Source organism: Porticoccus sp. (genome assembly GCF_965660005.1).
Classification (GTDB): Bacteria; Pseudomonadota; Gammaproteobacteria; order Pseudomonadales; family Porticoccaceae; genus Porticoccus.
Genome location: NZ_CBFHYF010000035.1, coordinates 1 through 17,257 on the forward strand (window position 1 = coordinate 1; position 17,257 = coordinate 17,257).

18 protein-coding genes are annotated in these 17,257 nt (G+C 53.5%); 1 reads left to right on the plus strand and 17 read right to left on the minus strand.

From position 1 onward, the window contains the following. Positions 1-216 precede the first annotated feature (216 nt). The 4 genes from ACTF5G_RS07885 to ACTF5G_RS07900 form a co-directional block, all read right to left on the minus strand. Positions 217-549: a cupin domain-containing protein gene (locus ACTF5G_RS07885; protein WP_438952274.1), complete on the minus strand. Its 333-nt coding sequence runs from the start codon at positions 547-549 to the stop codon at positions 217-219. A 153-nt stretch (positions 550-702) separates the two neighbouring features. Continuing rightward, a complete protein-coding gene (locus ACTF5G_RS07890) occupies positions 703-912 on the minus strand; it encodes a cold-shock protein (RefSeq protein ID WP_438952275.1) in 210 nt (69 codons plus the stop codon). Between the two features lie 247 nt (positions 913-1,159). After that, complete coding sequence (locus tag ACTF5G_RS07895) at positions 1,160-2,845, minus strand: monovalent cation:proton antiporter-2 (CPA2) family protein (RefSeq protein ID WP_438952276.1); 1,686 nt, start codon at positions 2,843-2,845, stop codon at positions 1,160-1,162. A 91-nt stretch (positions 2,846-2,936) separates the two neighbouring features. Next, positions 2,937-3,959 (minus strand): NADP-dependent oxidoreductase, encoded by a 1,023-nt coding sequence (locus ACTF5G_RS07900; protein WP_438952277.1) that lies wholly within the window; start codon positions 3,957-3,959, stop codon positions 2,937-2,939. Positions 3,960-4,218: 259 nt separating this feature from the next. On the opposite strand from ACTF5G_RS07900, the gene ACTF5G_RS07905 reads away from it, so the two are divergent. Beyond that, on the plus strand, positions 4,219-5,331 hold the full coding sequence (locus ACTF5G_RS07905) for an alkene reductase (RefSeq protein WP_438952278.1): 1,113 nt from the start codon (positions 4,219-4,221) through the stop codon (positions 5,329-5,331). A 29-nt stretch (positions 5,332-5,360) separates the two neighbouring features. Here the strand turns inward: ACTF5G_RS07905 and acnA are convergent, their stop codons facing one another. The 13 genes from acnA to ACTF5G_RS07970 all read right to left on the minus strand — a co-directional run. Then, on the minus strand, positions 5,361-8,075 hold the full coding sequence (gene acnA / locus ACTF5G_RS07910) for an aconitate hydratase AcnA (protein ID WP_438952279.1): 2,715 nt from the start codon (positions 8,073-8,075) through the stop codon (positions 5,361-5,363). Positions 8,076-8,201: 126 nt separating this feature from the next. Continuing rightward, a complete protein-coding gene (locus tag ACTF5G_RS07915; protein WP_438952280.1) occupies positions 8,202-8,594 on the minus strand; it encodes a hypothetical protein in 393 nt (130 codons plus the stop codon). Positions 8,595-8,716: 122 nt separating this feature from the next. Continuing rightward, the gene (locus ACTF5G_RS07920) at positions 8,717-9,328 is read right to left on the minus strand and encodes a 2-hydroxychromene-2-carboxylate isomerase (protein WP_438952281.1); all 612 of its coding nucleotides are present in this window, start codon (positions 9,326-9,328) and stop codon (positions 8,717-8,719) included. 37 nt (positions 9,329-9,365) lie between these two features. Continuing rightward, positions 9,366-10,163, minus strand: a complete 798-nt coding sequence (locus ACTF5G_RS07925; protein ID WP_438952282.1) for a transglutaminase-like domain-containing protein — start codon at positions 10,161-10,163, stop codon at positions 9,366-9,368. Between the two features lie 43 nt (positions 10,164-10,206). Further along, positions 10,207-10,863, minus strand: a complete 657-nt coding sequence (trhA, locus tag ACTF5G_RS07930) for a PAQR family membrane homeostasis protein TrhA (RefSeq protein WP_438952283.1) — start codon at positions 10,861-10,863, stop codon at positions 10,207-10,209. Positions 10,864-11,126: 263 nt separating this feature from the next. Further along, a complete protein-coding gene (locus ACTF5G_RS07935; RefSeq protein ID WP_438952284.1) occupies positions 11,127-12,443 on the minus strand; it encodes a diguanylate cyclase domain-containing protein in 1,317 nt (438 codons plus the stop codon). Between the two features lie 101 nt (positions 12,444-12,544). Next, positions 12,545-12,877, minus strand: a complete 333-nt coding sequence (locus tag ACTF5G_RS07940) for a YnfA family protein (protein WP_438952285.1) — start codon at positions 12,875-12,877, stop codon at positions 12,545-12,547. A 63-nt stretch (positions 12,878-12,940) separates the two neighbouring features. Continuing rightward, positions 12,941-13,948 carry a carbon-nitrogen hydrolase family protein gene (locus ACTF5G_RS07945; protein ID WP_438952286.1) on the minus strand — a complete coding sequence of 336 codons (1,008 nt, stop codon included), beginning with the start codon at positions 13,946-13,948 and terminating at the stop codon, positions 12,941-12,943. An 8-nt stretch (positions 13,949-13,956) separates the two neighbouring features. Then, a complete protein-coding gene (locus tag ACTF5G_RS07950; RefSeq protein WP_438952287.1) occupies positions 13,957-14,490 on the minus strand; it encodes a GNAT family N-acetyltransferase in 534 nt (177 codons plus the stop codon). Between the two features lie 351 nt (positions 14,491-14,841). Beyond that, a complete protein-coding gene (locus ACTF5G_RS07955; RefSeq protein WP_438952288.1) occupies positions 14,842-15,171 on the minus strand; it encodes a DUF1508 domain-containing protein in 330 nt (109 codons plus the stop codon). A gap of 327 nt (positions 15,172-15,498) precedes the next feature. Beyond that, the gene (locus ACTF5G_RS07960) at positions 15,499-16,245 is read right to left on the minus strand and encodes a carbonic anhydrase (RefSeq protein ID WP_438952289.1); all 747 of its coding nucleotides are present in this window, start codon (positions 16,243-16,245) and stop codon (positions 15,499-15,501) included. A 71-nt stretch (positions 16,246-16,316) separates the two neighbouring features. Next, complete coding sequence (locus tag ACTF5G_RS07965) at positions 16,317-16,631, minus strand: HigA family addiction module antitoxin (RefSeq protein WP_438952290.1); 315 nt, start codon at positions 16,629-16,631, stop codon at positions 16,317-16,319. A gap of 252 nt (positions 16,632-16,883) precedes the next feature. Next, positions 16,884-17,257, minus strand: a 374-nt coding sequence (locus ACTF5G_RS07970; protein ID WP_438952291.1) for an antibiotic biosynthesis monooxygenase family protein, incomplete at its 5' end; no start/stop codon positions are given.

The following is a 17,257-nucleotide window of genomic DNA, read 5'->3' on the forward strand; positions in this document are numbered from 1 at the left end:
AAACTCTATGGTTTGGTAGCGGACACGCAGCAATGACATGGAAACTCCGGTATGCGGTGGTTGCTAATGTCAGCAATGTTACGGCCCTCCCACCTGAAGAACAGGCGCGGTGGTAACGGGTAAAATTGACTGCCTGATCTGCTTATGTTGCGGTCAGGCAGATTTTCGGCAACCATGCTACAAGCTTGGCTCCCGGAACCCCTCCAAAAGCGACGGTCAGCCTTCGGGATATATCACCAGGAGCGTGCAGCCGGTTTCCGATTGTGGAATGTGGGAAGAATTCTTTGGTTGATGAACAAAATCACCTTCGCGGTAGTCTTCTTTTCCCCCACCGAAGACGCCGGAGATGACGTAGATTTGTTCAGGGCCTTTTTCGTGCAGGTCAATATCGGGAAATTTGGCCCCTGGCTTAAATTCATAAACGGCCGCCCAGCTACCATTCTCTCCGGCCCAGAGTTTTCTTTCAAAAATGCCTGGGCAGACCTCAACAGCTTCAACCTCTTTCCAGTTGACGCGGGTGACGCCATCAAAATTCAGTTTAGTCGTCATTATTGTCTCCTTGTCGCAGATTTAATCCAGCAGTCTTCAGGATAAAGCGTTAATAAAAAAGGGCAAGGTATAAAACCTTGCCCTTTTTTGGGTTGCTTCTTCGAAAGAAGCGGGCTGACACCATTAAATTAGTCGTCAGCGGTAGTCACTGTATTAAGAGATGACTACGATATTTTCAGCCTGGGGGCCTTTCTGTCCTTGGGTGACAGTAAATTGCACTTTCTGGCCTTCGATCAGGGTTTTGAAACCTGAGCTTGAGATGGCGCTGAAATGAGCAAAAACGTCGGGTCCGGATTCACGTTCGATAAATCCAAAACCTTTTGATTCGTTAAACCATTTTACGGTGCCGGTAACTGTAGACATATTCGTTTCCTATCTATTCATTGGTAATAAAGTATTAATTGTTGCCTTTTTCAGGAGGCGGTATTTGCTGGAAGTATTGCTAGTAATTATGAATAACAGGACGAAGTTCTAAAGATGAGACATCGAAATGGTGTACATAAATATAGGACGTACTTTCAACCGTCACACACTATATACGGTTTTTTTTAGAAAGGGTAGATTTATTTTATCGCTGGCAGGTGAATCAGAATGTGTGACTCTGCTGGATTCAAAGTTCATTGAGTCTGGTGCGTTTGACCCGGCTCTGGTAGTTCTGGCGAAATTTGTCGATTGTATCCAGCAGTATGGCATCTGATACGCCCATATCCGCCAGTGCCATCCGTGCAAGCTCGAGACTGGCTTCAAGGTTTTCTGATACAACCCCGTTGGCACCCAGATCACTCAGGGCCTGGCACTGTGGTAGCCCGTGACCACGGGCGTAAATATGCTTCTTTGGATAGGTTTGTCGCAGGGCGGCGATAATATCTTCTGTCGCTTGAGGGTCATTGATAGTGACGATGATGATCTGAGCATTGCTTGCGCCGGCAGATTTGAGAACCTCCGGTTTGCGAACATCGCCAAAGTAGACGGGGTGGCCGTTGGCCCGCTCCCGCTTGACGATACCCGGATCCGCATCCAGTGCGACAAACGATTTTCCGGATCGGGTAAGAATTTCTCCGACATTGCAACCAACCCGTCCAAATCCTGCCAGGACAATGGGTGCCTCTGTGATGGCTTCGGGCTCGTGCCGTTCTCCATGATGGGATCTGGCCAGCTTTTCTGCTTTTCTTGCCAGCAGAGGAGTCGCCAACATACTCAGCAATACCACCAGTAGTAGTTGCTGAAACAATGCTGTGCTGAGCAGACCGGATTTATTGGCCAGGGAAAAAAGCACCAGAGAAAATTCGCCACTTTGGGCAAGTATCAGTGCGACAGCCAGACTGATCCGGGTTTTCAAGCCAAACAGGAGGCAGATTGGGAGTAGCACCAGCATTTTCACCAGTAACAGCAGACCGAGCAGGCCAAGTGAGAGAAACGGCTTGTCCAGCAGAAGGCCTATATTGAGCGACATTCCCATGGACATGAAAAACATACCCAGCAACAAACCACGAAAGGGTTCAATTTCCGCAATCACCTGATGGCGGTAGAAAGAGTCGGAGATCAGCATGCCCGCCAGAAAGGCGCCCATGGCCATGGACAGGCCGGCATGTTCCGTGGCCAGCGCCGTGCCCATCACAATCAGTACTGCTGAAGCAGTGAATACTTCGCGGCTACCAGACATGGCCACCCGGTGTAAGAGTGGATGCAGCAGATAGCGACCCACAAACACCACCAGAGCGACAATCGAAACGGATTTGATCAGCGTCAGCCAGATATCGTCATCCACTTTGATCTCGGGTCCGGAGAGCAGTGGAACCAATGCCAGTAACGGGACTACGGCGAGATCCTGCATCAGCAGTACAGCAATAGAGGAACGACCATAGCCCGAATTTATCAGCTTCTGATCAGCGATTAGCTGGATTACGAAAGCGGTGGATGACAGGGCCAGTGCCGGGCCAATCAAAATGGCCGCATGGGAGGGGATGTCGAATAAAAAATAGGCGACACTACCGATCAGAGCCGCAGTCAACAGTATCTGCAGGGAGCCCAGCCCAAATACCAGGCGGCGCATTTGCCAGAGCAGAGAGGGTTTCAGCTCGATACCAATCACAAACAACAGAAAGACTACGCCGATTTCGGCGAGGTGGCTGATGTCGCTGATATTACTGATCAGACCAAACCCGTAAGGTCCCACTGCCAGCCCTGCGATCAGAAATCCCGGGACGGCGCCGAGTCTCAGTGCCTGGGCCAGTGGTACAAAGATGACCGCAGCGACCAGCAGGGCGATGATGTCAGAGAGATAGGATGGCGTCATGGTCGGGCATCATCTTCAATGGATTGCCGTGGTTCGTGATGGCAGGTCCGACCGCTGGTGCTGGGATGGCCATCCTGTGTTTTGCAATCGGTCAAATACTGTCAGGTGCAATACGGATCAAACATTTGCCCAGATTGTCACCCCGGTAAAGGCTGGCGATGGAATCTGGTGCCTGACCAATGCCTTCGAGAATCGCTTCCCGGTATTGCAGTGCCCCATCGCGAACCAGGGGTGTCAGCATTTCAAGCGCCTCAGCATAGCGATCTACATAATCGAATACCAGGAAGCCCTGCATTTTTGCCCGGTTGACCAGCAGCTGCCGGTGTACTCTCGGGCCCTGCGGGATGGGATCCCATCGCGTGATCGAGGCAGTGCCACAAAGGGTGATGCGTGCGCCGACATTGATGTGCCGTATCACGGCATCGCTGACCGGGCCGCTGGTATTGTCGAAATAGATATCCACGCCGTTCGGGCAGGCCCGGGACAGTGCGGATTCAAAATCGTCGCTGCGATAGTCAATGGCTTCGTCGTACTGAAAAACCTCTCGGCAAAGCACCACTTTTTCAGGACCACCGGTAATGCCAATGGTGCGGCAACCCTGCAGTTTGGCCAGTTGGCCTACGCAGGAACCCACCGCGCCGGCAGCGGTAGAGACAATCACGGTGTCCCCCGCTTTTGGCAGACTTATATCGAAGAGACCAACGTAAGCCGTTAATCCGTTGATACCCAGAACACCTAGCGCGGTAGAGATTGGCAGCCCGTTATCGGGCACCTTGCGTTGAATGGTAGTTGCATCGACAGCTGCATAGTCCTGCCAGCCAAACATGCCCGTGACAACCTCGCCAACCTGAAAGTCGGGATGACGTGACTCCACCACATGCCCCACAGCGAGACTGCGCATCACACCATCTATTGCCACAGGTTCCGAATAGTTAGCCACCGCACTGACCCAGCCGCGCATGGCCGGCTCCACTGAGAGGTACACATTGCGTACCAGTACCTGCCCGTCACCCGGGGTGGGAACCGCTGACTCGACAACGGCAAAGTTCTCTGCCTGTGGCACATCGGAAGGCCGTGATTTGAGGATTACCTGACGATTGACTGGCTTTTGCATTGTTGATTCCCGCCATAGTTTGTTTGGCTGTTTGTCGAACTGCGATCCGACAAAGCTGTAAGATAGCAATATGATACTGATTCCTGGCCGCAGAGGGTGAATTTGTCGGCACCGGATCAATTTTTGTGTGATAAGGCACCTGTTTCCATTGCCAGCCAGGAGTCAGTGGATGACAGATCCTTCGAGTCCAAACGGCAGTTGTGATTTGAATGCAGTGGTGTCGGGTGCCAACTGACAGATGATTGAACAGGAGATAAAGATGAGTAAGCAGCGCGATATCCTTTTTGAGCCCTTCGAGCTCGGCAATTTGCTGTTGCCGAACCGTATTGTCATGTCGCCGCTGACCCGATCCAGAGCCAGCCAGCCGGGTGACGCTCCCAATGCGATGAATGCTGAATACTACCAGCAACGAGCCGGTGCTGGACTGATTATTAGTGAGGCAACCCAGGTCTCCCGGCAGGGCAAAGGCTACGCTTTTACCCCCGGAATCTATACGGACGAGCAAATCAAGGGCTGGCGCAAGGTTACGGACGCTGTACACCAAGCGGGTGGTCGAATACATCTGCAGCTCTGGCATGTGGGCCGTATTTCCCACCCGGCATTACAGGCGGATGGTGCGCAGCCCGTGGCTCCTTCTGCTATCAAGCCACGCGGTGCGCAGACCTTTATCAGTGCTGATTCGGGAATGGTGGATATCCCTAAACCCAGGGCGCTGAGCAAGGACGAGATCCCCGATATCGTCAATCAATACCGGGTCGGGGCAGAGAATGCCCAGCGGGCCGGTTTTGACGGCGTTCAGATCCATGCGGCAAACGGTTATCTGATCGACCAGTTTTTGCGCAGCAGCAGCAATCAGCGTGATGACGAATTTGGCGGTTCTGTGGAAAATCGGCTGCGTTTCCCGATGATGGTAGTGGACGCTGTTCTCGGTGTCTGGGGTGCCGATTGCACGGGTATCCGGGTCAGTCCCACCGGCAGTTTCAACGATATGTATGACAATGATCCGGTGACCACCTACGGAGCCTTTGCCGAGCGGCTGAACCAGACCGGGCTGTCCTACCTTGAGGTGGTGGAGGATTCCTTTCAGGGCAACCATGCCGACGGCCGGCCCGAGCAGGTGATTGATGCGATCCGGGCAGGGTACAAGGGCTGTTACATGGCCAATGGTGGATACACGGCCGATGAGGCCCGCCAGCGAATGCAAGCGGGCCGCTGTGAACTGGTTTCCTTTGGCCGCCCGTTTATTGCCAACCCCGATCTGCCAGAGCGGTTTCGCCTCAATGCCAGCCTTAATGACTGGGATTCAGCCAGTTTTTATGGCGGTGACGAGCGGGGGTACATCGACTACCCCCGTCTCGCTGAAGGAAACTGAAAGGCGCAATATCTGTGTCTGTCTGGCGTTTACTGTGTCCCGGTGAGTTTGCGCAGCACGTAGTGCAGAATGCCGCCATTTCTGAAATAGTCGAACTCATTGGGGGTGTCGATGCGCACGGTGACGGAGAAAGTTCGGGTGCCATTCTCGCCGGTTGCCGTGACCGATAGCTCGCGCTGGCCAGCTTCAACAGCGGGAATATCGAACTGTTCGGTGCCGTCCAGGCCCAATGAGTCGGCATCTTCCCCGTCACTGAACTGCAGCGGCAAAACTCCCATGCCCACCAGATTGGAGCGATGGATACGCTCGAAGCTTTTGGCAATCACCGCCCACACGCCGAGCAGAATGGTGCCCTTCGCCGCCCAGTCCCGGGAAGAGCCGGTGCCGTACTCCTGTCCTGCCAGCACCACCAGGGGTGTTCCGGTTTGCCGGTATTTCATGGCGGCATCGTACACGCTGATTGAGGCGTTCTCTGGAAAGTAGGTGGTCCATCCGCCCTCGGTGCCAGGAGCCAGCTGATTGCGCAACCGGACATTGGCAAAGGTGCCGCGCATCATCACCTCGTGGTTGCCCCGCCTCGATCCATAGGAGTTGAAATCCTTGGGCTCCACGCCCTGTTCAATCAGATAGTGTCCCGCCGGGCTGTCCTTGGCGATACTGCCGGCCGGAGAGATGTGGTCGGTGGTGATGGAGTCCCCCAGTTTCAGCAGGCAGCGGGCCTGTTTGATGGGTTTGATCACCGGCGGTTCGGCGGTCATGTTTTCAAAAAAGGGCGGCTTGCGAACATAGGTGGATTCTGGCCAGCTGTACAGTTCTCCGCCGGACACCGGCAGGTTCTGCCATTCCTCATCGCCACTGTAGACATCGGCATATTTTTCACGAAACAGTCCGGCTGCGACGTGGGTATCGACCAGTGACCTGATTTCCTGTGAGGATGGCCAGATGTCCTTGAGGTATACGGCGCGACCTTCCGCATCTTCACCGAGAGGTTCGTTTTTCAGGTCCAGCAGCATGCTGCCGGCCAGCGCGTAGGCCACCACCAGAGGGGGCGATGCCAGATAGTTGGTTTTCACATCGGAGTGGATACGGCCTTCAAAATTGCGGTTGCCAGACAATACTGAGGCCACCGTGAGGTTTCGGCTGCGTATGCTTTCGGCGATCTCATCGGGCAGTGGTCCTGAATTGCCGATACAGGTGGTGCAGCCATAGCCCACCAGATAAAAACCCATCGCTTCGAGATCTTCCAGCAAGCCGGACCGCTCCAGGTATTCGGTGACGACCTTTGAACCGGGGGCCAGACTGGTTTTGACCCAGGGTTTTACGGTAAGTCCACGCTGTCTCGCCTTGCGGGCAAGCAGGCCCGCTGCCAGCATGACACTCGGGTTGGAGGTGTTCGTGCAACTGGTGATGGCGGCAATCACTACTGCACCATCATGCAGCTGAAAATTCTCATTCCGGTAGGATATTTCGTGAACACTGTCTTCAGGCTCCTCCATGGCAGCCCCTTCATTATCCATTTTAAGCGCCTGGATCTCGTCAGTGCGTGCCGCGGCAGCATCTTCCAGCAGCTTGCGATAGTGGTCGGCCATGGTTGAAAGGGGAACCCGATCCTGGGGTCGCTTTGGTCCGGCGAGGCTGGGCACTACATCGGCCAGATCGAGCTCCAGCAACGAACTGTACTCTGCGTCCGGGGTATTTTCGTCATGCCATATCCCGACAGTTTTGGTGTAGGTTTCTACCAGGGCCAGTTGCTGATCACTGCGGCCGGTGAGTTTCAGGTAGTTAATGGTTTCCCGATCGACAGGGAAAATGGCGCAGGTCGCGCCGTATTCCGGCGTCATGTTGCCGATAGTGGCGCGATCCGCGAGTGACAGACTCTCCAGACCCGGGCCGAAGAATTCGACAAATTTTGATACCACCCCATGTTTGCGCAGTTGTTCGGTCACGGTCAGAACCAGATCGGTGGCGGTGGCGCCCTCCGGTAGTTTGCCCGTCAACTTGAAGCCCACCACCTGGGGCAATAACATGCTGATGGGTTGCCCCAGCATGGCTGCTTCCGCCTCAATGCCTCCAACCCCCCAGCCCAGTACCCCCAGGCCGTTGATCATGGTGGTGTGTGAGTCGGTGCCGACCAGCGTGTCGGGATACGCCACCAGCTTGCCGTTAATGGTTTTTGAGTAGACTGCCTGGGCGAGATATTCCAGGTTGACCTGATGGCAAATGCCGGTGCCCGGAGGGACGACCTTGAAGTTTTCAAAGGCTTTTTGTCCCCAGCGCAGGAACTGGTAGCGCTCACGATTGCGAGTTACCTCAAGAGCGGTATTCTTTTTGAGTGAATCCTCGTGACCGTAAAAATCCACCATGACGGAATGGTCTATGACCAGATCCACAGCCGAGAGTGGATTGATTCGGTCCGGTGAGCCCCCCAGCTCTCCCATGGCGTCGCGCATGGCTGCCAGATCGACCACAGCGGGAACACCGGTGAAATCCTGCAACAGAACCCTGGCCGGCACAAAACTGATTTCCTCACTCGGTGTTGCCTGCGGATCCCAGCCGGCTACCGTTTCAATATCCCTGTCCTGAACAAAATCCTCGCCGGCATGCCGGAGCAGGTTTTCCAGCAGGATTTTCAGCGAATAGGGAAGCCGGGTAATGTCATATTTACCGGACAGGCCCTGAAAATCATAGAAAGTGTAGGTGTGGTCGCCGATAACCGATGTGGTGGTGGATTGATACTTAGACATGCTCACTCCTGTTGCCCAATTGCCTGATCTTGGTTTAAGGGTAGTAAAATCAGGCAATCCTGTCTGCATGCAAATTGACATGTTGGTCGAAATGGATGAACTTCTGCCCCTGCTTCCAGAAACCCTTTATTTTGCCAGCTTGACCGTAACTGCCGTGCAGATACCCCACACTGCGTTAAAAAATATCACCAGTAGCGGTGTCAGCAGCCCCAGTTCCAGCCCGGCTACGCCCTTCTGTGCCTGCAGGGGAAATACAATAAACAGCTGCACTGCAGTGGGAAACAGGCTCAGCACCATCCCTTTCCAGACTAATCTCGATTGCCATACCGGCAGCAAAAACAGCAGTCCCCACAGTCCGCCCCAGACGATCCGTGGGTAGAGCCATTGCCGGGACAGGCCCGGGGTAATAGCGACGCCGAGTGCTTGCGAGATACCTAAATCGCCAAAGAGCCAGACGGTAAGGCTGTTGGCCAGTGCGCCAAGACAGCCGGCTGCGAAAAAAATCAATGATTTGCTCATGCGTGCTCCCGAAAAAATCAGCTCAACCAGAGACCGCCTATCGATCAGCAACCAGCAGGGTTACTGCCGGCTGGAGTGCTTTACCCGACTGTGCTTTCCCAGACAGGCCAGAACAGCAGGTCTTATTCACGAGTGGGAAACGAGGTGGTCCCAGCCGCAAATGCCAGGGCTGTTTCCAGCCGTTCGTTACCCCAGAACAACTCCCTGCCCACCAGAAACGAGGGTGCACCAAAGATATGCTGTTCTATGGCCATCCGGCTCTGTTCGTGGAGTCGCTCCTTGGTCATTGCAGAGCCGGTATCAGCCAACACCTGTTGTGCATCTGCACCGCTGTTGGTCAGGCAACGGCTGATAATTTCCGGCGCAGCGATATCCTCGTCGCGTTCAAAATTGGCGCGGAATACCGCCTTGCAGAACCCCGGTACCCAGCGGGCATTTGGCGCGGTACAAACTGCCCGCGCTGCCAGCAGGCCATTGCGTGGAAATTGCGAGGGTTTCCTCCAGGGCAGTTGCAGCTGGCTGGTGACTCTCTCCATATCCCGCCACATATAGCGTCCCTTGTCAGGGTAGATATTGAATGGCGAGTCGGTCCAGCCCTGTTGTTTAAAGATCGCGCCGAGCATGAATGGGCGCCACCGTACCGGGATGTTTCTCTGCTCCGCGAGGGTTTCGATACGCATGGCGGCCGGGTAGGAATAGGTGCTGCCAAAGTCAAACCAGAATTCCAGATGCATGGTTCTCTCCTGCAATGAGGCCGGTTGCCACGTTGAACTAATCACTGGTGCCGTCTATCCGCACCACACAGACGCGCTGTGTGATTGGCGAGACTGCCGGGCCAAACTGGTTGTAGATGGCCACATCGGCAGCGTCCCGACCATAGCCGACCGCTACATAGCCGCCCCTGAGGGTCGGTTGTGTCGCATCAAAGGTGTACCATTGACCACCCACATAGGCCTCGAACCAGGCGTGCATATCGATCGGGTCCAGCTCGTGAAGATAGCCGACCACCATCCTCGCTGGAATGCTGAGACTCCTGCAAAGTGCTATACCCAGGTGGGCAAAATCACGGCAAACACCCCATTGGCGCATATTTACTTCTGCCGCAGAAAGTTGGTCATTGCCGAGCATGGGTTCATAGCGAATGTGTTCCCTCAGCCAGCGCTGGATGGCGTTGACCTGATCGTAACCCGGTTGCTGGTCGGCGGTAATTTCGTTGGCTATCTGGATAAAGCGATCCGACTCGCAGTAGCGGCTCGGGAGCAGGTAGCAGAGCATGGAGTCCGGCAGATGCTGTACTTCAATAAACGGCGCACCGGGGGCCTGTTCGGTAACATCCACTGTTTTCACATCGGCCGAGGTGGTGATGGAAAACGGGCCGGGCTGGCCGAGCAGTCGCTGACAGAGATTGCCGAAATTATCGGTAAATTCCTCCATTGGGCAATCCGGTGTGAGCGTATATTCCTCCCAGGCTACCCTTTGTTGTCCACCGCTGCGTGGTCTGAGCATGAAGATGAAGGGTGTCGGAACGTCGATTTCAAAGCTCATGCTACAGGCAGTTCGTAACCACATAAGGCAATGTCCAGTATCAAAACGGTTTTATGAATGGGGCCCGTCAGGCCGCATAGTGGAAAATGGCAATATAGTGGCAAGTAGTTCCCGCCATGACAAACAGGTGCCAGATAAAGTGGCCGTATCGTAGATAACTGTCGGCAGTAAAAAAGGCCACCCCCACGGTATAGGCCAGACTGCCGGAAGCGAGCCAGATCAGACCCGGCGTTGGCAAGTGAAGCCACAAAGGGTTGGCTGCGATCACAATCAACCAGCCCATTAAAAGATAAAGGCCGGTGGAAAATACCGGATGATCAAGCCTGTTACTGGTCTTGAGTATGACGCCTGTCGCTGCCAGACACCAGATTAATGCCAACAGGGTCCAGCCCCAGACACCTTGCAGGACCCCCAGAGTAAAGGGTGTGTACGTGCCAGCAATCAGTAGAAAAATTGCTGAGTGTTCGATCACCTGAAACAGTCGTTTTGCCTGTCCCCGGGGAAGGCCATGATACAGCGTGGATGAAAGATAGAGCAGTATCATCGTCAGGGCAAAGATCGCCGAACCCACCATGAACCCCGTGTTGTCCTGTTGGGATGCGCGGATTATCAGGGGAGGGGTAGCTATCAGGGCCGCCAGCAGTCCTGCGCCATGACTGAGACTGTTAGCGATTTCCTCCCCGCAGGACTGTTTCCGTCCCGGTGATTTGAGAGATGGTGGCACAATGCTCCGTTTTCTGGATTTGGTAGACAGTGATGCCTTTAGTATCTACGCCAATGACTGAAACTGGCAAGCTCAGCGGAGTGTCACCGTCTAATCTTCGACGACCACCGGTGAAATAAACCCCGGTGGTACTGGATATGATAAACGGCTCTGAGAGACGTTGTTGAAAATTCGGTTAAAAAAGGATCGATGAAACCACGATAGCCACAAATGGACAAAAATACCTGCCGTGGCGATTTTTTCGTTATTGCTGGAGGAGCTGCTCAGGGGATACTTTTCTTGGTCTGGTACATCGTATGGTCAGCGTGGCGCAGTAATTCGGTCTCATCATTGCCGTCCTCCGGGAAGTGGGCCACCCCGATACTGGGCAGAATGCCAATTTTAAAGCCCGTCAGAAAAAATGGCTCGTTCAGTGTCTGGTGAATTTTGTCCACGATAGTAGCGGTGTTTTCCGGCAGAGCGATATTTTCCAGCAAAATCACAAATTCATCGCCGCCAAAGCGCGATACCGTGTCGCATTCTCTGACACAGCCTTCAAGTCGCCGCGCGACTTCTTTCAGCAAAAGAACCCCCACCAGGTGGCCGTAGTTATCATTGATAAACTTGAATTTATTCAGATCCAGATAGAGTACGGAAAGCCGCTGGCTATCCCGGCGGGCTCTGCTGAGAGCCGACTGGATGCGGTCCTGGAAGAGTGCCCGGTTGGGTAGATCGGTGAGCTGGTCATAGAGCGCCATATGCTGCAAATGGTCCAGCAATTGTTTGCGCTCTATAGCAGCGGCCGTTTGAGTGGATACAAATTGCAGAAGCTCACGGTCATCTTCCGAGTAGTGTGGGTTGTCCGGGTGACTCGAGACGGCCATGGCGCCAATAGTGCCTCGCTGTGATTTCAGAGGAACGCCCAGCCAGCTGGAGGCTGTGTCTGCCAGCCCCGGCAATTCATTGATGTCTTCCGGCGAGAGCAGCAGCGTTTCCCCGCTGCGGATGACCTTTGTGCAGTGAACCGTTGAATCAATCGCCGAGGGCAATACCTGCTTGTCGGCGTGGTAGGGGAAACTTACCTCATCATTGGCATCGTCGTAGAAGGCGATCGAAAAGCTGGCTGCCGGCAGCAGGGTTTCAATAATTTGATGAATCTGTTCAAACAGCGTGGGTAGATCCTCTGCCGCATGTGCTGCCTCTGAAATGGCAAATAACGCTACCTGTCGGGCCTCAATCCGTTTGCGTTTGGTGATGTCTCTGGCCACGGCAATTCGCAGCTGGTCCGATTCCGACCAGCGCGCCGACCACATGATATGAACAATCTGGCCATTTTTTCGCACGTAGCGGTTTTCAAAATAGGGCTCGTGCCTGCCGGACATGATTTCCCGGGCCGTTTGCAGGGTTCTGTCGCGATCCTCAGGTAACACCAGATCAATCATCGATTTACCGATCATCTCTTGCGGTGTGTAACCAAAAATACGTTTCCCTCCACCACTGACGTAGACAAACTTTCCCGCACTATCCACCACACAAATGGCATCCAGCAGCAGGTCTATACAACTGCTCAGCGATGCCTCGGTATCGATGTCTAGTTCCATGCGGGTCTCTTTGGCGGGGTGTGGGTTATACGATGGAAACGGTAAAGAGGTATAAGCTTGCCAGAGGAAATGATGCTCGCCAGAAACATTCGATCAACATTTTATCCATGCCGGGGTGCAAACATGATGATCGCCATGCCCAACAGGGCAATCGTGGAGCCCAGCAGATCCCACACGCTGGGACGCACACCGTCTATGGACCAGAGCCAGAGAATGGCAACAAAAATATAGACGCCGCCATAAGCGGCATAGACCCGGCCGGCCGCGGTGGGATGCAGTGAGAGTAGCCAGGCAAATACTGCCAGGCTGAGTGCGCCAGGAATCAACAGCCAGGCAGACTTTCCTTCCCGAAGCCATAGATAGGGCAGGTAGCAGCCGAGAATTTCCGCAAGGGCTGTCAAGAGGAAAAGCCCAAGTGTTTTTAATTCAGGCATATATCACTGTCCTGTTTTGGTGACGCCTGGGCTGATGCCGAATGGCAGAGCTGGGGATTGGGGTTACTCGCCGATCCACTCCACCTTGTAGAGATCGCGTCGCCGATCCAGAAAGTTTCTGACCGATCCTTCGTTCTGTAACTTGTTCAGTTTTTCCAGATCGAGATCGACTATTAGCGTCATCTCGGTATTCGGCGTGGTTTCGGCCATGATGGCATCGTGAGGAAAGACGAAATCTGATGGCGAAAACACCGCCGACTGGGCGTACTGAATATCGGCGCCATCCACTTTTGGCAGGTTGCCGACACTGCCGGCGATGGCCACATAGCACTCATTTTCAATAGCCCTGGCATGGGCGCAACAGCGCACCCGCAGGTAACCGTTTTTGGTGTCGGTCCAGAACGGCACGAACAGCATTTGCATGCCCTGTTCCGAGAGCAGACGGGCCAGTTCCGGAAACTCCACGTCATAACAGATCAGCACACCAATTTTGCCAAAGTCGGTATCAAATACACGCAGACCGTTGCCGCCCTGCATCACCCAGGCACGTTTTTCGCTGGGAGTGGGGTGAAGTTTGTACTGGGTTTCAAGGGTGCCGTCGCGACGACAGAAATAGGCCACATTGAACAGCTCATCGTTCTCGATCAAGGGCATGGAGCCGGCGATGATATTGATGTTGTAGGAAACCGCGAGCCGGGAGACGGCCTCGACAATTTCATCGGTAAATTCCGCCAGTGCCTTGATGGAGTCAATGGAATTCGTGTGATTTTCTATCCCCATCAGCGGGGCGTTGAAAAACTCCGGGAATAGGGCCAGATCACACTGGTAATCGGAGAGCGCGTCCACAAAGTACTCAACCTGCTGCATCAACTCCTCGACGGAGCCGAGGGAGCGCATTTGCCACTGAACACAACCGATTCGGGCGGTGGTGCGCGGTGCGCCAATCAACGGGGCTTTGCGCGGGTCGTAGTAGAGGTTGTGCCACTCCAGCAGCGTGGCATAGCCACGGGACTCCTTGTCTTCCGGCAGGTAATCGTCCAGCACCCGTTTCACTTCGAAGTCATTGGACAACTGGAAGGTCAGAATAGGGTCGTAAATTTCTTTCTTTTTGACTTGCTCGATGTAGGCCTGTGGGGTGAGTTTGTCAGAAAAATTCTTGTAGTTGGGGATTCTCCCCCCCCCGCGACAATGGATTTCAGGTTGAGATTTTGGCAAAGTTCCTTGCGGGCTTCGTAGAGTCGGCGACCCAGCCGCATGCCATGGTAGTCGGGCGAGACGAACACATCCACGCCGTACAATACGTCACCGCTCGGATCGTGTTTGGTCAGATACGCATCACCAGTGATTTCATCATAGGTATGCTGGTCACCAAATTTATCGTAATCGACAATGACCGAAAACGCTGCGGCCACAATAATGCCGTGATCCTCAATACAAATCTGGCCATCAGGAAACACAGCCAATTGGGCGCGGAATTTCTTCAGTGGCCAGGCACCACCGAGACCCGGATAAACATAATCCATTAATGCCTTTAAGTTGGGGTAATCCTCCTTTTTCAGGTGTCGTAGGGTCAGTTTGTGTTCCGGTTCTTCGGGATGAGTCGTCGCGTTCACGAGATTTTTATTCCTGAATTAAAAAATGGATGTCGCAGAAAATAGTTGGAGCCGAGCCCTGCAGTTATCCAAGGTTGCCGAGTGGGGGGAACCTTGTTGGGGCATGAAACAGATCCTTCGCTGAAAGTAGGCTATATGCTCTGCCACAGATGATAACTTAAATTGGCCGGATGAAGCGGCAGAAGTGCAACGGTCCGGAGTATAAATAAATATGTGGATACCTGGATTCGGGCAGTAAATGATTCAGTTAAGACTGGGGTGATGGCGTGTGGCCTGTTGCAAGGGGGCTTCCGACCGGTTGGAAAGAACCTTGACCCGGCGGGGCCGGGCCAAATTCCCCGTAGCAAAGAACTAGAAGGTTTCTTTTGTTGCTTTAGTCCCTCCGCTGGCTTTGACAGCTGCCAGTGCCGTGTCGCGATCTTCAGCGCTTTTGAACATCTGGCTGGTTCCCAGTACCCGGCGTTTTGGGGTTTTCAGTTCAAAATAATGCTGATTACCCTCTGATTTTTTCTCATACAGGGCATCGTATCCGCAGCTGTGCTGGACGTCCGAGATATCCATCTTTGCATTGCCCTTGGAATAATAATTCGGGCTTGAAAGCAGCGTTTCGCCGCTTTCGCTCTTGAGGTTGAAGTTGTACTCGCCATCTGGCGTTTTATTGAGCTCGAACCAACTTGACATATTTATCTCCTTTTTATTTTAGTAATCGGTGCATATGGCACCATATAGCCTAAACATCAGGTGTTTATCCCGCATCCGGTTACCTGTGAACAGGGTCGCATCGATTGCGATCTGTCCAACGGGGACATCCGTTGAAAAGCCCGTACCTGATATCACAGACCATAGGAAAATACAAAGTACCATTTTTGAGTGGCAATCAACCGCAGCACTGGACTTCTTTGCAGCAGTCTCTCTGTACTGGTCACGAGAAACAGTACCAATATTTAACTATTGGTAGCTGCAGTCCCGCCGGTCAGAACGCTCTGGCCGACGGGGCCCGCACTCAACTTATTCCACAATCACCCGTGCATTGAGGGGTTGAACCGGCCGGTTGGTAGGGTGCTCCATGGCATTGCTGAATTTCTCAATCTGTTCCCTGGAGGCAGTGACGGGTTCTTTCATAACAAACCAGGAAACCCCCTCGCTGCATGGCGGCGTGGTCAGGGAGCCATTGAAGCGATAGTAATCATGACTTTCCGGCATCAAGGACAATGCGTTGACTGCGGTGGTCAGTTCTACCAGTCCACTGGGATCTGAAGGCATTTGTCTCCAGGCCTTTTCAAGCTCGGGATTGGTTTCGCCTATTTCAAACATCACCCCGATGACAGCCAGGTTGCCATCCTTATCGGCGTGCACAAAGTGGGCATCCATGGGGTAAAGCTTGCCGTTAATGGCGTTTTCACTGGGAGCGTGAACATGGAACTGTTTCAGTTCAAAGGCTTTATCGTCCACTTGCATGGTGCTGCCCTGTACATAATTGACCTGGACGGTATGACCATTGTTGATGACATTTTTGCCGCCGGTCTTGTAATCCAGTTCCAGTGATGGAATGTCACCCTCTATCGTATCGGTGATATTCACCGGTGACTGATTTTTACCCGTCTTGCAGGTGGCATATTCTGTGGCGAGACTGCCCCAGTTTTCCGGTCCTTCGTCACCCAGGTAACTCCAGGCGACACTGTCAGCAGCATGACAAGTCCCGAATGCCAGCATCCCGATGGTTAGTAGTGACAGTTTCATTGAACATTTTTTCATCGTTAGTCCTCTGTTATTAAAACAGATTTTTATTGTTGTCTTGGGAAATACACTGCACCTCCCTTAACGCATTACCTCCTGTCTCTGGATATTATTCGGGCGATGTCATTCTTAACTGACTGACTTATCTCCCACAGGTCCAGGGATTGTTGTATATTGAACCAGAAATTTGCCGGGTTGTTAAAGAGCAGTGCAAGGCGCATTGTCATCTCCGGGCTGACAGCACGACGTTCCAGCAACAGCTCATTAACAGACTGTCGGAAAACGCCGAGTGCCGTTGCCAGTTTCGCAACGGACACACGGGATCTGCGCATAAACCTTTCCCGAGGAATGGCTACGGGATGGGTGGGTTTTGGGGTTGCTGGTTTGCGGTTATTCGGGCACATATCCGGGTGTATGGTTATCCCGCGTAGAGTTAGTCGCTTCCATTTTCAGGCCAGCCCGATTAATTTTCGGGCACCTTTAGAGGGTTTTTTAGAGGGGCGCGATGTTGTTATTTGTGCGGGATGTAACGTGTCGCGTGACGAATTTAAACGCCCACCGAGCGTAGGTAGCCGCATTCAGCTGCTCTCGTTATTGGAGCAGCTTCAGCCCGATGGATACCTGAGTTTTTGGATAATTGACCCGGATGCCGATCTTTATCTGAAAGGAGGGTGAGTGTGTTGTGAGTCTGCGGGGGCTTCAGCGCGGCTTTCGATGGAATAATCCCGGATAATACCGGCGACACGTATGCGGTAGTCGGCGAACAGCTGTTCTCGGCCCACCTGTTGTGCGGCCCTGTGTGCGCTCAGGTTACGCCATTCCCGAACGGCCTGTTCATCGTCCCAAAAAGACAGCGATAGTATTTTGTTGCTGTCAGTCAGGCTCTGGAACCGCTCTACAGAAATAAAGCCCTTTATTGAGGATAAATACTGCTTCAGCTCGGCGGCGGTCTCGAGGTATTGGGCCTTGCCCTCCGCTGTGGGGATAACCTCAAAAATAACAGCAATCATATCGGTTCTCCTGTCACGGT